The 16,738-nt window shown below is 69.2% G+C and carries 14 protein-coding genes; 11 read left to right on the top strand and 3 right to left on the bottom strand.

Annotated features, from left to right (window positions below):
- Positions 1 to 2 precede the first annotated feature (2 nt).
- Both aroB and ACZ5PO_RS13490 read right to left on the bottom strand, forming a co-directional pair.
- Complete coding sequence (gene aroB, locus ACZ5PO_RS13495) at positions 3 to 1,151, bottom strand: 3-dehydroquinate synthase (RefSeq protein WP_464194203.1); 1,149 nt, start codon at positions 1,149 to 1,151, stop codon at positions 3 to 5.
- Complete coding sequence (locus ACZ5PO_RS13490; RefSeq protein WP_464194201.1) at positions 1,148 to 1,768, bottom strand: shikimate kinase; 621 nt, start codon at positions 1,766 to 1,768, stop codon at positions 1,148 to 1,150. The genes aroB and ACZ5PO_RS13490 overlap by 4 nt, the downstream gene beginning before the upstream one ends.
- A gap of 126 nt (positions 1,769 to 1,894) precedes the next feature.
- Between ACZ5PO_RS13490 and ACZ5PO_RS13485 the strand changes: the two genes are divergently transcribed.
- From ACZ5PO_RS13485 to ACZ5PO_RS13450, 8 genes are all read left to right on the top strand, one after another.
- Positions 1,895 to 2,038, top strand: a complete 144-nt coding sequence (locus ACZ5PO_RS13485; RefSeq protein ID WP_464194199.1) for a hypothetical protein — start codon at positions 1,895 to 1,897, stop codon at positions 2,036 to 2,038.
- 35 nt (positions 2,039 to 2,073) lie between these two features.
- The gene (xerD, locus tag ACZ5PO_RS13480) at positions 2,074 to 3,000 is read left to right on the top strand and encodes a site-specific tyrosine recombinase XerD (protein WP_464194197.1); all 927 of its coding nucleotides are present in this window, start codon (positions 2,074 to 2,076) and stop codon (positions 2,998 to 3,000) included.
- 162 nt (positions 3,001 to 3,162) lie between these two features.
- On the top strand, positions 3,163 to 3,798 hold the full coding sequence (locus ACZ5PO_RS13475; protein ID WP_464194195.1) for a TetR/AcrR family transcriptional regulator: 636 nt from the start codon (positions 3,163 to 3,165) through the stop codon (positions 3,796 to 3,798).
- A gap of 17 nt (positions 3,799 to 3,815) precedes the next feature.
- Positions 3,816 to 5,081 (top strand): efflux RND transporter periplasmic adaptor subunit, encoded by a 1,266-nt coding sequence (locus ACZ5PO_RS13470; protein WP_464194193.1) that lies wholly within the window; start codon positions 3,816 to 3,818, stop codon positions 5,079 to 5,081.
- Positions 5,082 to 5,104: 23 nt separating this feature from the next.
- Entirely contained in the window at positions 5,105 to 8,254 is a 3,150-nt protein-coding gene (locus ACZ5PO_RS13465; RefSeq protein WP_464194191.1) for an efflux RND transporter permease subunit, read from the top strand.
- 222 nt (positions 8,255 to 8,476) lie between these two features.
- Complete coding sequence (locus ACZ5PO_RS13460; protein ID WP_464194189.1) at positions 8,477 to 11,083, top strand: DUF3772 domain-containing protein; 2,607 nt, start codon at positions 8,477 to 8,479, stop codon at positions 11,081 to 11,083.
- A 69-nt stretch (positions 11,084 to 11,152) separates the two neighbouring features.
- Positions 11,153 to 11,659, top strand: a complete 507-nt coding sequence (locus ACZ5PO_RS13455; RefSeq protein WP_464194187.1) for a CAP domain-containing protein — start codon at positions 11,153 to 11,155, stop codon at positions 11,657 to 11,659.
- A gap of 360 nt (positions 11,660 to 12,019) precedes the next feature.
- Positions 12,020 to 12,310 carry a hypothetical protein gene (locus ACZ5PO_RS13450; protein ID WP_464194185.1) on the top strand — a complete coding sequence of 97 codons (291 nt, stop codon included), beginning with the start codon at positions 12,020 to 12,022 and terminating at the stop codon, positions 12,308 to 12,310.
- Positions 12,311 to 12,328: 18 nt separating this feature from the next.
- Here the strand turns inward: ACZ5PO_RS13450 and ACZ5PO_RS13445 are convergent, their stop codons facing one another.
- Positions 12,329 to 12,598 (bottom strand): BolA family protein, encoded by a 270-nt coding sequence (locus ACZ5PO_RS13445; RefSeq protein ID WP_464194183.1) that lies wholly within the window; start codon positions 12,596 to 12,598, stop codon positions 12,329 to 12,331.
- A gap of 72 nt (positions 12,599 to 12,670) precedes the next feature.
- Between ACZ5PO_RS13445 and ACZ5PO_RS13440 the strand changes: the two genes are divergently transcribed.
- The 3 genes from ACZ5PO_RS13440 (at position 12,671) to cobT (ending at position 16,492) form a co-directional block, all read left to right on the top strand.
- Positions 12,671 to 13,279: a J domain-containing protein gene (locus tag ACZ5PO_RS13440; protein WP_464194181.1), complete on the top strand. Its 609-nt coding sequence runs from the start codon at positions 12,671 to 12,673 to the stop codon at positions 13,277 to 13,279.
- A gap of 173 nt (positions 13,280 to 13,452) precedes the next feature.
- On the top strand, positions 13,453 to 14,442 hold the full coding sequence (gene cobS, locus ACZ5PO_RS13435) for a cobaltochelatase subunit CobS (protein WP_464194179.1): 990 nt from the start codon (positions 13,453 to 13,455) through the stop codon (positions 14,440 to 14,442).
- A gap of 145 nt (positions 14,443 to 14,587) precedes the next feature.
- On the top strand, positions 14,588 to 16,492 hold the full coding sequence (gene cobT / locus ACZ5PO_RS13430) for a cobaltochelatase subunit CobT (RefSeq protein ID WP_464194177.1): 1,905 nt from the start codon (positions 14,588 to 14,590) through the stop codon (positions 16,490 to 16,492).
- The last annotated feature ends 246 nt before the right edge of the window (positions 16,493 to 16,738 follow it).

Below are 16,738 nucleotides of genomic sequence, written 5' to 3'. Positions count from 1 at the left end.
GTCTACGCGGTCGCAAGCTCACCGGCGAGAAAGCCCTGCACCTCGGCCGGATCAATGCCCTTGGCGATGAAGCTCTGGCCGATGCCGCGGGCCAGGATGAAGGTCAGCGCCCCGCGCGCCACCTTCTTGTCCTGGGCCATGGCGTCCATGAGCTGGTCCACGCTGCCGGCACCGCCGGGCACGTCCTGCAAGCGCGTCGGCAGGCCGACCCGGGCCAGGTGCCGGGCGACCCGGTCGGCATCCTGCCCGGGACAGAGGCCGAGCCTGGCCGAGAAGCGGAACGCCAGCGCCATGCCGATCGCCACCCCCTCGCCGTGCACCAGCCGCGCCGGCGTATAGCCCGTCAGCCGCTCGAGCGCGTGACCGAAGGTGTGGCCAAGGTTGAGCAGCGCCCGGTCGCCGGTCTCGGTCTCGTCGCGCGCCACGACCGCAGCCTTGGCCGCGCAGCTCTTGGCCACCGCATATTCGCGCGCCTCGGTGCCCTCGATAATGCCGGCCCAGTGCGCCTCGCACCAGTTGAAGAAGTCCTCGTCGTCGATCAGGCCGTACTTGACCACCTCGGCATAGCCCGCCTTGAACTCGCGCTGGCTCAGGGTGTCGAGCAGCCTAGTGTCGGCGATGACGAGCGACGGCTGGTGGAAGGCGCCGATCAGGTTCTTGCCGTGGGGCGAGTTGATCCCGGTCTTGCCGCCGATCGAGGAATCGACCTGCGCCAGCAGCGTCGTCGGCATCTGCACCAGGCGCACGCCGCGGCGCAGGATGGCGGCGGCGAAGCCGGTGAGGTCGCCGACCACCCCGCCGCCGAGCGCCAGCACGAGGTCGCCGCGCTCGATCTTGGCCGCGAGCAACGCCTCGGTGATGCGCTCGAGCTCGCGCCAGCCCTTGGCGCCCTCGCCGGCCGGCACCGCAACGAGAGTGCTGTGCAGGCCCGCCTGGGCCAGGGAGCTCTGCACCGCCGCGCCGTAGAGCCTCTCGACCGTCGTATCGGTGACGATGGCGACGGTGCCGCCGGGGGCGAGCGCCGCAAGCTCGGTGCCGGCAGCGGCGCCGAGACCGCGGCCGATGCGGATGTCGTAGGCACGCTCGCCCAAGGCGACGGTGACGGTGCGAACTTCGCCGGCTGCGGCCGGCCGCGCTGGAGCGGTACTCATGAATGGGTCTCGTCGGCGGGAATGACTGCGGCACGCTCAGCCAGGGCCGCAAGGACGCTCTCGACCACGGTCTCGTGCGGCGCCTCGTGGGAGGCCACGGTCAGATCGGCCAGCGCGTAGACGGGATAGCGCTCCGCCATCAGGCGCCGCAGCGTGTCTTCCGGATCGGCGGTCTGCAGCAGCGGCCGGTGCCCACGCTTGCGGACCCGCCGCATCAGCACGTCGAGCTCGGCCTTGAGCCACACCGAGAGGCCGCGCGTGGTGATCTCGGCCCGCGTGGTCGGATCCATGTAGGCGCCGCCGCCGGTCGCCAGAACGCGTCCGCCGTCGCGCAGCAGGCGGGCGATGACGCGCCGCTCGCCGTCGCGGAAGTAAGCCTCGCCGTGCTGGGCGAAAATCTCGGGAATCGTCTTGCCGGCAGCGCTCTCGATCTCCGCGTCGGCATCGACGAAGGGCAGGTCGAGCCGCGCCGCCAGCCGCCGGCCGACCGTGCTCTTGCCGCAGCCCATGAGCCCGACGAGGACGAGCGAACGGCTACCGAGGTACCGGCGAATGAGAGCCGCGCGGGGGTCGCTCCTGTCCTTCCCCTCGTGAGCCGCCAGCTGATGCGTATCCATGCGGTGTCGATATCACGACTGAGCCGGCCATGTAATGCAGGGCTTGCCTTGGCAGCCCAGCATGGAAGATATGCTCGACCCAACACCGCGTGGACTGTTTAGGCGTGGACTGTTTAGGAAGGTGTCGTGCCGACGCTGTTTCGGTTCCTCGTCATCGTCGGCCTGATCCTCGCGCTCGTGTACGGCGCGATGATCGCCCTGGCGACGCTCGTCCAGCCCGATCTGCGCGAGATCGTCGTCACCATTCCGGCCGACAAGCTCGGCAAGTGAGCGGCGCCCCGCCGGGTGCTGCCGATGGAGCCACCATGGGCAACCAGGCGCTCGTCGACCTGTTCCTGGACATGCTGGCATCGGAGCGGGGCGCCGCCCGCAACACGCTGGAGGCATACGCCCGCGATCTCGGCGACTACGTCGCGTTCCTCGCCGGCCAAGGGCGCGATCCCCTCGACGCCGACGCGGCCACGGTCCGCGCCTATCTGGCCGACGTGCACGCCCGCGGGCTCAAGGCGTCCTCGGCGGCGCGCCGGCTCTCCGCGGTGCGCCAGCTGCACAAGTTCCTGTTCGCCGAAGGCGAGCGGGCCGACGATCCCACCAACGCGATCGAAGGCCCCAAGCTCGGCCGGCCGCTGCCGAAGATCCTCTCCATCGCCGAGGTCGACCGGCTGCTCGCGGTCGCCCGCGAGGGCATCGACGACGCGACGCGGCCACGCGGCGAGCGGTTGCGGGCGTCGCGGCTGAGCTGCCTGCTCGAACTGCTCTACGCGACGGGGCTGCGGGTGTCCGAGCTGGTCTCGCTGCCGCGGACGGCGGCCCGGACCCGCGACCGTTTCCTGGTGGTGGCCGGCAAGGGCGGCAAGGAGCGCCTGGTGCCGCTGACCGAGGTGGCGAAGGACGCCATGAACAGCTACCTCGCCCTGCGCGAGGCCGTCAGCCCCGACAGCGGGCCGCACCTGTTCCCGGCCGACAGCGAGAGCGGCCACCTGACGCGCCAGGCCTTCGCCCGCGATCTCAAGGCCGCGGCAGCGGCGGCGGGCATCGCCGGCCACAAGGTCAGCCCGCACGTGCTGCGCCACGCCTTCGCCAGCCACCTGCTGCACAACGGCGCCGATCTGCGCATCGTGCAGGAGCTGCTCGGCCACGCCGATATCGCCACCACGCAGATCTACACCCACGTCCTCGACGAGCGACTGAAGGCGATGGTGCGCGACCTGCACCCGCTGAGCGAGGATTGAGCCCCGAGCCGCCGACGCGCAGACCGGCGGTTGCGGCGACCTCATGCACCAGCGACACGCGACCTTACAAAATCCTCATTTGACACGGACTGAACTCATCAGTTCAATTCGGCCCGTAATTGTTGCAATTGCTACGATTAATGGGTCTCGAGGGCGCTGGGCATGGCCGCGGATTCACTTCGGCACGCAAGCGAGGATCGCCGCCGGCGCATCGTGGCGGCCGCCGTGCGGCTGTTCTCGTCCCGGCTCTACCATGACGTGCAGGTCGACGACGTGGCCCGCGAGGCCGGCGTCGCCAAGCCGACGCTCTATCGCTACTTCGCCACCAAGGAAGACCTGTTCATCCTGGCCATGGGCGAGCGCCTCGATGCGGTCGAAAGCTCGGTTCGCCAGCAGGCCGCGGCGGGCACCGCCGCCGCCGACACCCTGCGCGCCGCCATCGCGACGGTTCTCGACGCCTTCGGCCGCGATGCAGCGGCGCTCTCGGTCGCCGACGGCACCGACAACCGGATCGGCGAGCGCGCGCGCAGCGTGGTGCGGCGCAAGGTCCGTAGCCTGCGCAGCTGCTTCGCCCAGATCATCCGGGCCGGCATCGACGAGGGCTGCTTCGCCCCGCTCGACGCGGACGTGGCGGCCGACGCGGTGCTCGGCGCGATTCGCCTGCTGGCGGTCACCAGCCAACCCGACCGCCGCGGCGAGGCCGCCGCCGTCGTCGCCCATATCTTCACGAGCGGCCTCGCCCATCAGCCGGGAGCCATGCAACCGCCCTCGGCCGCCCGCCCGCCAGCCGCCGCCTGAAAGGACGACGACGTTCCATGCGCACGCGCACCCTCGTCTTCACCGTGATCGTCCTTGCGGCCGCGGCCGCCGGCACGATCTACCGGGATCAGCTCACCCCGGTGCTGCACACGGCGGTCGCGCGGCTGACGGGCCAGGCCGGGGCGCCGCCGCAGACGACCGCGGCCACCGCCGGCGACGCCGCCAACGGCGGCCCGCGCCGCGGCAACGGCGGCGGGGTCGCGGTGATGACGGCATCGTCAGAGAACGTCACCTTCCCGATTCGCCGCCGCACCATCGGCATCGTCGAGACGCCGGCGTCGGTGGTGGTGAAATCGCGCATCGACAGCCAGATTCTCGAGCAGCACGTCACCGACGGGCAAATGGTGAAGGCGGGCGATCCGCTGTTCACCCTCGACGACAAGGAGGTCAAGGCGGCCATCGCCCGCGACGAGGCGACGCTGGCGCGTGACCAGGCGCTGGCCGACCGCGCCCGCGCCGCCCTGGCGCGCACCAAGGAGCTGCTGGCGCGCAGCGCCGCCGCGCAATCGGCGCTCGACCAGGCGGTGGCCGATGCGAAGAGCGCCGACGCCAACGTCGCCGCCGACCAGGCGACGCTGGCCAACGACAGGATCCGGCTCTCCTATACCAAGATCGCGGCCCCCATGGCCGGTCGGATCGGCGCCGTCCGGGTGGCGCCGGGCAACCTCGTCAGCGCCACCGACCCCAACGGCACGGGCCTCGTCACCATCACCCAGGTCAAGCCGATCCGAGCCGCTTTCACGCTGCCGGAGCGGGAGCTGCCGCGGGTGCGCGCCGCGATGCTGCGCAAGCCGCCGCCGGCCGTCCGCGTGCTGCTGCCCGGCACCCAGACGGTGCTGGCGACCGGCCAGATCGACTTTCTCGACAGCTCGGTCGACACCGCCTCGGGCACCATCGTGGCCAAATCCAACTTTGCCAACGAGGACCTGCGGCTCTGGCCCGGCATGTACGTCGACGTGCAGGTCGACCTCGACATGAGGCCCGACACGGTCACGGTGCCCTCGCCGGCGGTGCAGATCGGCCAGAACGGCTCCTACGTCTACGTGGTCAAGGCGGACAAGACCGTCGAGGCGCGGCAGGTGACCGTGCTGGGCGCCGAGGGCGACCGCACCGCCATCGAGACGGGGCTGAAGGCGGGCGAGCACGTGGTCGTCGAGGGCCAGCTCCGCATCGGCCCGGGCAGCCGTGTCACCGAGACCGTGCGCAGCAACGCGGCGGGGTCGCAGAACGAAGCCGCGGTCCATGCCGACGACCACTCGTGATATGATGCCGCCGAGGAACGCCCGTGAACGTCTCTGAATTCTGCATACGGCATCCGGTCGCGACCATCCTGATGTCGGCGGCGATGGTCATCGGCGGCCTGTTCGCCTACCGCTTCCTGCCGGTCGCCGCTCTGCCGAACACGGATTTCCCGGTCATCAGCGTGACGGCGCAGCTGCCCGGCGCCTCGCCCGACACCATGGCCAACTCGATCGCGACACCGCTGATCAAGCAGTTCGCCACCATTCCCGCCATCGATTCCATGTCGGCGTCGAGCACCCAGGGCAACACCGTCATCAACATCCAGTTCGCGCTGAGCCGCAACATCGACGCGGCGGCGGCGGACGTGCAGTCGGCGATCACGCGGACGCAGAAGCAGCTGCCGATCGAGATGACGACGCCGCCGAGCTTCCGCAAGGCCAATCCGGCCGACGCGCCGGTGCTGCTGCTGACGCTGACCAGCGACGTGCTGCCGCTCTCGACGCTGGACGCCTTCGCTCAGCAGGTCATCTCGCCGGCCATTTCGACCATCGACGGCGTCGCCCAGCTGCTGATCTACGGCAGCCAGAAGTTCGCCGTCCGGGTGCAGGCCGACCCCAACGCGCTCGCCGTGCGCGGCATCGGCGTCGACCAGCTGCAGAGCGCCGTGGCCCAGGCCAATTCCTCGACCCCGGTCGGCACGCTGCAGAACCCCAACCAGAACCTGACCATCCAGGCCGATACGCAGATGCAGAAGGCGGCGCAGTTTCGCGACGTCATCGTCGCGTACAGCAACGGCCGCCCGGTCCGCCTGAGGGACGTCGCCAACGTCATCGATTCCGTCGAGAACAACCAGACCGCCAGCTGGTACGATGGCTCGCGCGCCATCATCCTGGCCGTGCAGCGCCAGCCCGACGCCAACACCGTCGACGTCGTCGACAAGGTGAAGGCGATGCTCCCCGCCTTCCAGGCGCAATTGCCGCCGTCCGCCAAGATTCAGACGCTGATCGACCGTTCGACCTCGATCCGCCATGCGGTGGAGGACGTCCAGCTCACGCTGCTGCTCACCATCGGGCTGGTGATCCTGGTGATCTTCCTGTTCCTGCGCCGGCTCTCAGCCACCATCATCCCGAGCCTCGCGGTGCCGATCTCGATCATCGCCACGCTCGGCGCCATGTATCTGCTGGGCTTCTCCATCGACAACATCTCGCTGCTCGGCCTCACGCTGTCGGTGGGCCTCGTCGTCGACGACGCCATCGTCATGGTCGAGAACATCTACCGGCACATGGAAGAGGAGGGCAAAAGCGCCTTCCAGGCGGCGCTCGACGGCAGCCGTGAGATCGGCTTCACCATCGTCTCGATCACCGTGTCGCTGGTCGCCGTGTTCATCCCGGTGCTGCTGATGGGCGGCGTGGTCGGGCGCGTCTTCCACGAGTTCGCCATCGTCGTCACCTGCTCGCTCGCCGCCTCGGCCTTCGTGTCGCTGACGCTGACCCCGATGCTCGCCTCGCGCATGCTGCCCAAGCCGCTGAGCCACGAGGAGGCCCGGCGCGGCATCGGCGGCCTGCTCGAGCGCGGCTTCGACGGCATGCTCGGCGCCTACGATTTCGTGCTGAAGGGGGCGCTCCGGTTCAAGATCGTGACCTTCGTGGTCTTCCTGGCGACCATCGGCGTGACGGCCTACCTATTCGTCACCATTCCGAAGGGCTTCTTCCCGATCGAGGATATCGATCAGCTGTCGATCTCGACGGAAGCGCGCCAGGACATCTCGTTCGACGACATGGCCAGGCTGCAAGGCGAGGTGGAGGCGACGTTCCGGCGCTCACCCTACGTGAAGCACGCGTCGTCGATCATCGGCGCCACCAACAGCACGGTCAATCAGGGCCGCGGCTTCGTGGAGCTCAAGCCCAAGACGGAGCGGCCGGAGCTCAACGTGGTGCTGGCCGAGCTCCGGCGGGAGCTGGCACGCATCCCCGGCATCCAGACCTTCATGATCCCCAACCAGAACCTGCGCTTCGGCACCACCCGCTCGAAGAGCCAGTACCAGCTGGTGCTGCAGGGCCTGGAGCAGAAGTCGCTCTACGACTGGGCCGTCAAGATGACGGACGCGATGCGCGCCGCCCCCACCTTCGTCGACGTCTCGTCCGACCTGCAGGCCAACGCGCTGCAGTCCACCGTGGTCGTCGACCGCGACAAGGCCACGGCGCTCGGCATCTCTGCCGACCAGATCCGCTCGACGCTCTACTCCGGCTTCGGCGTCCGGCAGATCTCGACGATCTACACCACGGGCGACAGCTACCAGGTGATCATCGAGTTCGATCCGCGCTACGGCTGGAGCAACAACCTGCTCGACACGGTGCGGATCCGCTCGGCCAACGGCACGCTGGTGCCGATCAGTGCCTTCGCCCGCATCGAGCGCACCAGCGGCACGCTGTCGGTCAACCAGCTCGGCCAGCTGCCGGCGGTGACGCTGTCCTTCAACCTGCCGGCCGGCAAATCGCTCAGCGACGCGACGGCCGGCATCGACGCGCTGAAGCTCAAGCTCGGCATGCCGCCGTCGATCACCACGACCTATTCCGGCGATGCCAACATCTTCCAGCAGTCGCTCGCCAACCAGGGCATCCTGCTGCTCGCCGCGGTCATCACGATCTACATCGTGCTGGGCATTCTCTACGAAAGCTTCGTGCATCCGTTCACCATCCTGACCGGCCTGCCGGCCGCGGCGCTCGGCGCGCTCGCCACGTTGCAGCTGTTCGGCCTGGATCTCAGCGTCATCGCCATCATCGGCATCCTGATGCTGATCGGCATCGTGAAGAAGAACGCCATCATGATGATCGACGTCGCGCTGCAGCTGCTGCGCGACGGCGCCGACCCGGAAAGCGCCATCTACCGCGCCTGCATCATGCGCTTCCGCCCCATCATGATGACCACGTTCGCGGCACTTATGGGCACCATCCCCATCGCCATGGGTGCCGGCGCGAGCTCTGAGCTGCGTCAGCCGCTCGGCGTCGCCGTCGTCGGCGGTCTGGTGGTGTCGCAGTTGCTCACCCTGTTCATCACGCCGGTGCTGTTCCTCTACATGGACCGGCTGAGCAAGGCACTGCTCGGCCTCGGGCGGCGTAAGCCGCAAGCCGTCGCCAAGCCCGCGCACGACGGCGCGCCGCCGCTGGTGCCGCAGGTCAACCCCGCCGAATAGCGCGCCGCACGGGCGCGCCGGCCGGCACGGACCGGCACGCCGGAGCGATTTCCGCGGTCGCGCAGGCCCCGCCCGGTCTGGAGGGGCTTTACGCCGTCGCGCCGCGACGGGCATGTTCTCGCCGCTTTTGCGCGCTCGAAGGCGTGTGCTTCCCTATCCTGGCTCGAATCGCGCCGCGGCCGCCCGATGTAAGCGGTGATGAGACGCCCCACAGGATCGCGCATGACCGGCTTCCCCGCCCGCCCCGCCGCCCGCATCGCCGCAACCGCCGTCCGGTGGCTGGCGGCCCTGACGATCGGGGTGGGCGTGGCCGCATACGCCCGCCAGGCTGCCGCCCAGACCCTGCCCGCGCCCGCCCTGCCGGCGCCGCCCGCCGCTGCGGCCACGCCCGCGGGCGAGGACGCGACCGCCGATGCCATGAAGGGCATGCGCGAGCGCTTCGATCAGCTGAAGTTTCGCTTGAACGAGGCCGAGGCAGCCCTCGCCAGGCCGGGCCTCACGGACGCCCAGCTCGTCGACCTGCGGGGCCAGGTGGATCCGGCCACGCAGGCCATCCAGGACGTCCTGAACCAGCTGACGCCGCGGGTCGCGGCCGCCAAGGCACGCCTCGACCAGCTCGGCCCCAAGCCCGAGGCCAGCGCGCCGCAGGAGAGCCCCGAGGCCGCCCGCGACCGCCAGGAACGGGAGCGCGAGTTCGCCGAGCTCAACGAGGTGAGCCGCGCCGGCAATGCCCTGCTCGTGCAGGCCAACCAGGTCAGCAGCCGCATCACCAATCGCCGGCGGACGCTGTTCACCAACACGCTGTTCCACCGCAACTGGAGCATCGTCAGCCCCGACCTGTGGCTGTCGGTGATGCAGTCGGCGCCGGGCGACCTCAAGGCGATCACGACGATCACGTCGGACTGGCTCTCGGCGCTCGCCGCACGCGTGGCGCAGGGCCGGGTGCTGACGCTGCTGGCCGCCCTGGTCGCCGCCCTCGCCACCTACATGGGCCGCCGGAGGCTGGCGCCGCGCCTGACCGCCCGCGACGACCGCATCACCGCGCCGACGCGCCTGCGCCGCGCGCTCGCCGCCGTCTGGCGCACCATCTTCGCCGCCCTGCCGGCCGCACTATCGGCGTACTTCATCTACATCGGCCTCGACGCAGCCGGCCTGCTGCCGCCCGGTATCGAGCCGATCATCCGCGCCGTCCTGATCGGTGTCCTCTTCGTGGTCTCCGCGCGCGCGCTCGCCGAGGCGATCCTGGCGCCCACCGCCCCCACCTGGCGCGTGGTCGACGTGCAAGATTCCGCGGCAGAGCCGATCTACCGCCTGATCTTCGTCGGCTCGACGGTCGTCGCAGTCAGCCGTGTCCTCGAGGTCGTGCTGCAAACCATCGGCGCGGCCCTCGCCACGTCCGCGGCGCTCAAGGGCCTGATTGCCATCGTGGTGGCGCTGCTGCTCGCCCAAACCCTGCAGCGCATCCGCAGCAACGACGATTGCGACGAAGCGAGCCTCGGGCCCTACGTGCCGACCGAGCCGACCTTCGCCGGTCCGCTGCGCGTCGTGGGATGGGCCGTGGTCGCCGTCCTGCTGTTCTCCGTTCTCGGCGGCTTCATCGCGCTGGCCTCGTTCACCATCCAGCAATGCATCTGGATCGCCATCGTCGGCACGCTGCTCGGCCTCGCCCTGACCATCGTCGACGAGACCATCGGCCGAACGCTCGTCGGCGACGGCCGCGTGGCGGTGGCGCTGCAGACCAGCGTCGGCCTGCGCAAACGCTCGCTCGATCAGCTCGCCGTCCTCGCCTCCGGCCTGCTCAGGGTGCTGCTGATCGTCATCGCCCTGCTACTGATCCTGGCGCCGTGGGGCATCGACTCCGCCGATTTCACCTCGTCGCTCGACGCGGTCCTGTTCGGGCTGCAAATCGCCGGCATCCGCATCTCGCTCGCGACGGTGATCGGCGCCGCCGGACTGTTCATCCTCGCGGTGCTGGCGACACGGGCGCTGCAGCGCTGGCTCGACGCCAAGTATCTGCCCGTGACCGGCCTGGATTCCGGCCTCAGGAACTCGATCACCACGGCGGTCGGCTATCTCGGCGCCTTCGTCGCTGTGGCCCTGGCGCTCGCCCAGCTCGGCCTCAGCCTGGACAAGATCGCCATCGTCGCCGGCGCCCTGTCGGTCGGCATCGGCTTCGGCCTGCAGTCGATCGTCAACAACTTCGTCTCCGGGCTGATCCTGCTCTGGGAGCGCTCGATCAGCGTCGGCGACTGGATCGTCGTCGGCGCCGAACAGGGCTACGTGCGCCGCATCAGCGTGCGCGCCACCGAGATCCAGACCTTCGAGCGCGCCTCCGTCATCGTGCCGAACTCCAATCTGGTGTCCGGCGTGGTGAAGAACTGGCTGCGCAACAACCGCACCGGCCGCATCTCGATCGTCATCACGGTGCCGTTCCAGCCGTCGCCGAGCCGCGTCGCCGACCTGCTGCTCGCCTGCGCCGCCGGCCATCCCGACGTGCTGCGCGACCCGAAGCCGACGGCCCTGTTCAACAAGTTCACCGACACCTCGCAGGAGTTCGAGCTGCGCTGCTTCGCCGACGTGGAAGCGAGCCTGCGCATCAAGAGCGAGCTCAATTTCAAGATCTTCGAACGGCTGACGGCGGAAAAGATCTACGTCGCTCCGGGAGTGCCGTTAAGCGAAGTGAAACTGCAGCTGCCGCAACAGTTCGAAGACCTGATCACGCGGTCGGGCCCCCGCGCCGGGGGCAACGGCGGACCAGGCGAAGCGGCGACCAGCGGCGCCCGGTCCGACGCCGCACGGCCGGACGGCGAGCCGGACGACCGGGATTGAGCGCCGGACGAGATTCGTCCGGCGCGAAGCACGCTGGGGCGCCGAGCCCAGCCGATGGGAACGGGGGCGATGGCGAGCACTCTGGAGCGTCTGTGCGTGCTGGCGCTGATGGCCATGATGCCCGGCTGCGCGAGCGAGCCGCGAGGCGGCGGGCAGGCGCCGCTGTTCTACGCCAGCCTGGCCGCGCCCGAGGCGCAGGTCGATCCGCAGACCGCCGCCGGCATGATCAACCTCTACCGGCGCAACAACGGCCTGGGACCGCTGACGGTCGATCCGGCGCTCGGGCGCGAGGCCCGCACCGCCGCCGCCGCGATGGCGGCGAACGACAAGCCCGCTTCGGCCGAGGCGCTGAAGCGGACGCTGAGCGCGGCCGGCGTCGCCTCGCCGGCCGTCAATGTCTCGGCCGGCTACCACACGCTGGCGGAGGCATTCTCGGGCTGGCGCGAATCGCCGGTGCACAACAGGACCATGCTCGACGCGGGCGGCACCCGCCTCGGCATCGCCACGGCCTATGCGCCGGGATCCAAGTACAAGGTGTACTGGGTGCTGATCGTGGCGGCCCCGGACGGGCGCTGACGCCGCTGCCGGCCTTAGAGCATTTCGCCATTGGATGAGCACACCCAATGGCGGAGAAATGCTCATAACCTTTTGAATCTGGAGCACTTTTGTGCTCGAGCACCTCGGCGAAATGCGACGCCGGGACAAGGACATAGGCCACGACGGCGGCCGCCGGGCGGTGACACGCCCCCCTCGGCAACGGGCTCGCAACCATGCACATGACGCATGGCTGCCCTTCCGCGGTCAGTGGGAAACGAAAGCATTTCCATCCCACATCGATCGCTATAGCGTGGCTGTTTGCTCCAGGCTCAAAAAGGTGGAGCAATTCTATCCGATCTGATGACCCCATCCGATCGGGACACGCTCTAGGATGGACGCATGTTCGACCTCTTCAACTCCTGGGTATCCCTGAGCTGCGATGCAGCCCGCATGGCGATCAGCGCGCAGAGCGTGATCGGCATGCGTATGGTCAAGATGGCCGCCGGCGGCACCCAGGCCGAGGTCGAGATGCAGCGCATGGTGGCGGAGAAATCGTCGGCCTTCGTCGAGGCCCAGCTCGCCATGATGCAGGCCGTCGCCACCGGCCAATCCCACCGCGTGCCGGCCGTGGCGCTCAAGGCTTACTCGCGCCGCGTCCGCGCCAACCATGCGCGCTTGAGCCGCACCTGAGCGGCGCGGCCGGCCGGCTCACTCGGCCGGCGTTCGCGCGGTGATCGCCAGGGCGTGGATGCGCTCCGGCACGAGCTCGTCGGCCAGCGCGGCGTTGACCATGCGGTGGCGCTCCAGCCGGCTCTTGCCGGCGAAGGCATCCGACACGATGTCTACGCTGAAATGAGTCTCGCCTTCCGGTCGCGCTCCCCGGTGCCCCGCGTGGCGGTGGGAGTCGTCGGTGACCGTAAGATCGACCGGGCCGAACGCCGTCCGCAGCCGGCTCTCGATCAGCTCTTTCCTCGACATGCGCGATCCTCGACGGCCCTGTGACCGATAAACCCTTGCCGGTACGGGCCAAGCAAACATAATCTGGCTGCAATGGATCTCAACTCGCCCCTTTTTGACCGTATCCGCGTCCGCAAGCCTGCGGCCGAGCCGCAGCCACAGCAGGTGCGCGCGTGCGATCATCCCGGTTGCGACGTGGCGGCCGGCCATCGCGCGCCGAAAGGACGCGGCAAGGAGGGCCAGTACTGGCACTTCTGCCTGGAGCACGTGCGGGCCTACAACCATTCCTACAATTATTTCGCGGGAATGGACGACGAAGCGGTGATGCAGCACCAGAAGGCCGATGCCGTCGGCCACCGGCCGACCTGGACCATGGGCGTCAAAGCGGGGTCGCGGACCAACTGGCGGCGGGGCGACGCCGTCCATGCCTCGTTCGATCCCTTCAATCTGTTCGGGCAGTCGGCCAGCGCCGCCCACACGGCCGCCGAGGAACGCAAGCCGCGCCTCAGCGTTTCCGCCGTGAAGGCGCTGGAAACGCTCGGGCTGGAGGAAGGCGCCGATACCGCAGCGATCAAGGCGCGCTACAAGGCGCTGGTCAAGCGCTTCCATCCCGACGCCAACGGCGGCGACCGCAGCTACGAGACGCGGTTCCAGGAGATCGTCCGCGCCTACGGCGTCCTGCGATCGCTCAATCTCTGCTGATCTGGCGCAGTTCGTGCTTCGGCCGGGAGACGCACGGACACCACGATCCGGCGGCGCGATCGCGCCGGCTGAAATTGCCGGCCGAGGCGGGCCGCTTTAAGGAAGAACAGGAGGCAGGCGCGCCGACAGCCGCGGATCGGCCCGGCACCGCAGGCTTCCGATAGCGAGGACCCATGCAAGGCCATAGCGAGACGACAGCCGCCCTCCCGGACATGAAGGTGTCCCTGCGCCAGGTATTCGGCATCGATTCCGATCTCGAGGTCCCGGCCTATTCCGAGCCCGATGAGCACGTGCCGGAGATCGACCCCGACTACCTGTTCGACCACGACACCACGCTCGCCATCGTCGCCGGCTTCGCGCGCAACCGCCGCGTGATGGTGACGGGCTACCACGGCACCGGCAAATCGACGCACATCGAGCAGGTTGCGGCGCGTCTCAACTGGCCGTGCGTGCGCATCAACCTGGACAGCCACGTGTCGCGCGTCGACCTGGTCGGCAAGGATGCGATCGTCCTCCAGGACGGCAAGCAGGTCACCGAGTTCCGCGACGGCATCCTGCCGTGGGCTCTGCAGAACAACGTGGCGCTCGTCTTCGACGAGTACGACGCGGGCCGCGCCGACGTGATGTTCGTGATCCAGCGCGTGCTGGAGGTGTCCGGCCGGCTGACGCTGCTCGACCAGAAGCGGGTGATCAGGCCGCATCCGGCCTTCCGCCTGTTCGCCACCGCCAACACCATCGGCCTCGGCGACACGTCCGGCCTCTATCACGGGACGCAGCAGATCAACCAAGGCCAGATGGACCGCTGGTCGATCGTGGTGACCCTCAACTACCTGCCGCACGACAAGGAAGTGGATATCGTGCTGGCCAAGGCGCACCACTACCGCGACAGCGAGCAGGGCCGCGACACGGTGAACCGCATGGTTCGCCTGGCGGATCTCACCCGCAACGCCTTCATGAATGGCGACCTGTCGACGGTGATGAGCCCGCGCACGGTGATCACCTGGGCGGAGAATGCCGAGATCTTCCGCGATGTCGGCTTCGCCTTCCGGCTCACCTTCCTCAACAAGTGCGACGAGCTGGAGCGGCCGCTGGTGGCCGAGTTCTACCAGCGCTGCTTCGGCCGCGAGCTGCCGGAAAGCGCCGCCAACATCGCCCTGAGCTAGCCGGGAGCATGTCCCGATCGGATGTCCTCATCCGATCGGGGCGAGCACTCCGGTTCCTTGAAGGCTGGAGCGCCTCGCCATCGGGAGGCGGTCCATGCGATCGGCGGCCGGTCCGTCCGCCGCCCAACCCGTGGATCGGACGTCCGTGACGATCTCAAACATCAAACCGCCCACCTCCAAGCCCTCGCCGACCGAGCCGTTGAAGCGCGCCGTGACCGGCTGCATGCGCGCGCTCGCCGGCCGCGCCGATCTGGAGGTCAGCTTCGCCTCCGACAAGCCGTCGCTGGTGGGCGAGCGCGCCCGGCTGCCGGAGCCGCCGAGGCGGGTGGCGGCCGCCGACATCGCCGTGCTGCGCGGCCATGCCGATTCCATGGCGCTCAGGCTCGCATGCCACGACATCGGCCTGCACCGTAAGTTCGCGCCGGAGGGCCAGCAGGCGCGGGCCGTCTACGATGCGGTGGAGCAGTCGCGGATCGAGGCCATCGGCTCCACGCGCATGCGCGGCACCGCCGCCAACATCACCGCGATGCTGGAGGACCGCTACCACCGCGGCAACTACCACGAGATCACCGACCGCGCCGACGCGCCGATCGCCGATGCGCTGGCCATGCTGGTGCGCGAGCGCCTGACCGGGCTCAAGCCGCCGCCGGCGGCGCAGAAGATCGTCGATCTGTGGCGCGACTTCATCGAGGAGCGCGCCGGCGCCGACCTGGACGGGTTGGCCAAGTCCATCGGCAACCAGCGCAGCTTCGCCCGCAGCGTCCGCGACCTGCTGTCCAGCCTCGACATGGCCGACGAGTCGGACATGGAGTCCGAGGAGGACGAGGACGACAGCCAGGACAACGCGCCCGACACCAGCCAGGACCAGAACCAGGGCGACGGCGAGGAGCAGGACAGCACCGAGCGCGGCGACGCCGAAGTGTCCGACGACGCCACCGACGACCTCGAAGAGGGCGCGACCGAGGCGGCGGACGCGCCCTCGGGCGAGATGCCGGACGACGCCGAGACCGGCGATTCCGAGAATTCCGGCGAGATGACGCGGCCGCCGACGTCCCGCTCCAACGAGCCGCGAGGCCCCGATTACAAGCCGTTCGCGGCCAAGTTCGACGAGGTGGTGGCGGCCGAGGACCTGTGCGATGCGGAGGAACTGGCGCGGCTGCGCGGCTACCTCGACAAGCAGCTCGCCAATCTGCAAGGCGTGGTCGCCCGTCTTGCCAACCGCCTCCAGCGCAAGCTGCTGGCCCAGCAGAACCGCGCCTGGGAGTTCGACCAGGACGAGGGCATGCTCGACCCGGCGCGCCTGCCGCGGGTGATCATCGACCCCTTCCAGCCGCTCTCGTTCAAGCACGAGAAGGATACCGACTTCCGCGACACGGTCGTCACCCTGCTGCTCGACAATTCGGGCTCGATGCGCGGCCGCCCCATCACGGTGGCCGCCACCTGCGCCGACATCCTGGCCCGCACGCTCGAGCGCTGCGGCGTCAAGGTCGAGATCCTGGGCTTCACCACGCGGGCCTGGAAGGGCGGCCAGTCGCGCGAGCTGTGGCTGCAATCGGGCAAGCCGCCCAATCCGGGCCGGCTGAACGACCTGCGCCACATCATCTACAAATCGGCCGATGCGCCGTGGCGGCGGGCCCGCAAGAACCTCGGCCTGATGATGCGCGAGGGCTTGCTCAAGGAGAACATCGACGGCGAGGCGCTCGACTGGGCCCACAAGCGCCTGCTCGGGCGACCCGAGCAGCGCAAGATCCTGATGGTGATCTCCGACGGCGCCCCGGTCGACGATTCCACCCTCTCGGTCAATCCGGGCAACTACCTGGAGCGCCACCTGCGCCACATCATCTCCGAGGTGGAGGAGCGCTCGCCGGTGGAGCTGATCGCCATCGGCATCGGCCACGACGTCACGCGCTACTACAAGCGCGCCGTCACCATCGTCGACGCCGAGGAACTGGGCGGAGCGATGACCGACAAGCTGGCCGAGCTGTTCGACGACAAGGCGCCGCCGTCCTTCGGCGGCAACTTGCGGCGCGCGGCCGGCGGTCGGCGTTGAGAGACGCTGCAACCGCCGCCAGCGTCATGGCCGGGCTTGACCCGGCCATCCATCAAAGAGCGAAGCATCAGCCCACCAGGGCCGGCCGAATGCCGTTGTTTTTCCAAGTAGATGGATGGCCCGGTCAAGCCCGGCCATGACGCGGCAGGCGATGCGCGCATTCGATCACCAGTTGCGGGGAGGGTTCGGTTTGCGCCTTGCGCAAGCCGGATAAGGGGCGATGCGGGTAACAGCTCGACACCATGC

The sequence above is a fragment of the Chelatococcus sp. KU-N122 genome (genome assembly GCF_055391085.1).
This window is presented reverse-complemented; position numbering and strand designations above follow the sequence as displayed.

Bases quoted from the DNA above. Each gene is read 5' to 3' on its own strand.
- aroB (WP_464194203.1), bottom strand. From the start codon at position 1,151: ATGAGTACCGCTCCAGCGCGGCCGGCCGCAGCCGGCGAAGTTCGCACC.
- ACZ5PO_RS13490 (WP_464194201.1), bottom strand. From the start codon at position 1,768: ATGGATACGCATCAGCTGGCGGCTCACGAGGGGAAGGACAGGAGCGAC.
- xerD (WP_464194197.1), top strand. From the start codon at position 2,074: ATGGGCAACCAGGCGCTCGTCGACCTGTTCCTGGACATGCTGGCATCG.
- ACZ5PO_RS13475 (WP_464194195.1), top strand. From the start codon at position 3,163: ATGGCCGCGGATTCACTTCGGCACGCAAGCGAGGATCGCCGCCGGCGC.
- ACZ5PO_RS13470 (WP_464194193.1), top strand. From the start codon at position 3,816: ATGCGCACGCGCACCCTCGTCTTCACCGTGATCGTCCTTGCGGCCGCG.
- ACZ5PO_RS13460 (WP_464194189.1), top strand. From the start codon at position 8,477: ATGACCGGCTTCCCCGCCCGCCCCGCCGCCCGCATCGCCGCAACCGCC.
- ACZ5PO_RS13455 (WP_464194187.1), top strand. From the start codon at position 11,153: ATGGCGAGCACTCTGGAGCGTCTGTGCGTGCTGGCGCTGATGGCCATG.
- ACZ5PO_RS13450 (WP_464194185.1), top strand. From the start codon at position 12,020: ATGTTCGACCTCTTCAACTCCTGGGTATCCCTGAGCTGCGATGCAGCC.
- ACZ5PO_RS13445 (WP_464194183.1), bottom strand. From the start codon at position 12,598: ATGTCGAGGAAAGAGCTGATCGAGAGCCGGCTGCGGACGGCGTTCGGC.
- ACZ5PO_RS13440 (WP_464194181.1), top strand. From the start codon at position 12,671: ATGGATCTCAACTCGCCCCTTTTTGACCGTATCCGCGTCCGCAAGCCT.
- cobS (WP_464194179.1), top strand. From the start codon at position 13,453: ATGCAAGGCCATAGCGAGACGACAGCCGCCCTCCCGGACATGAAGGTG.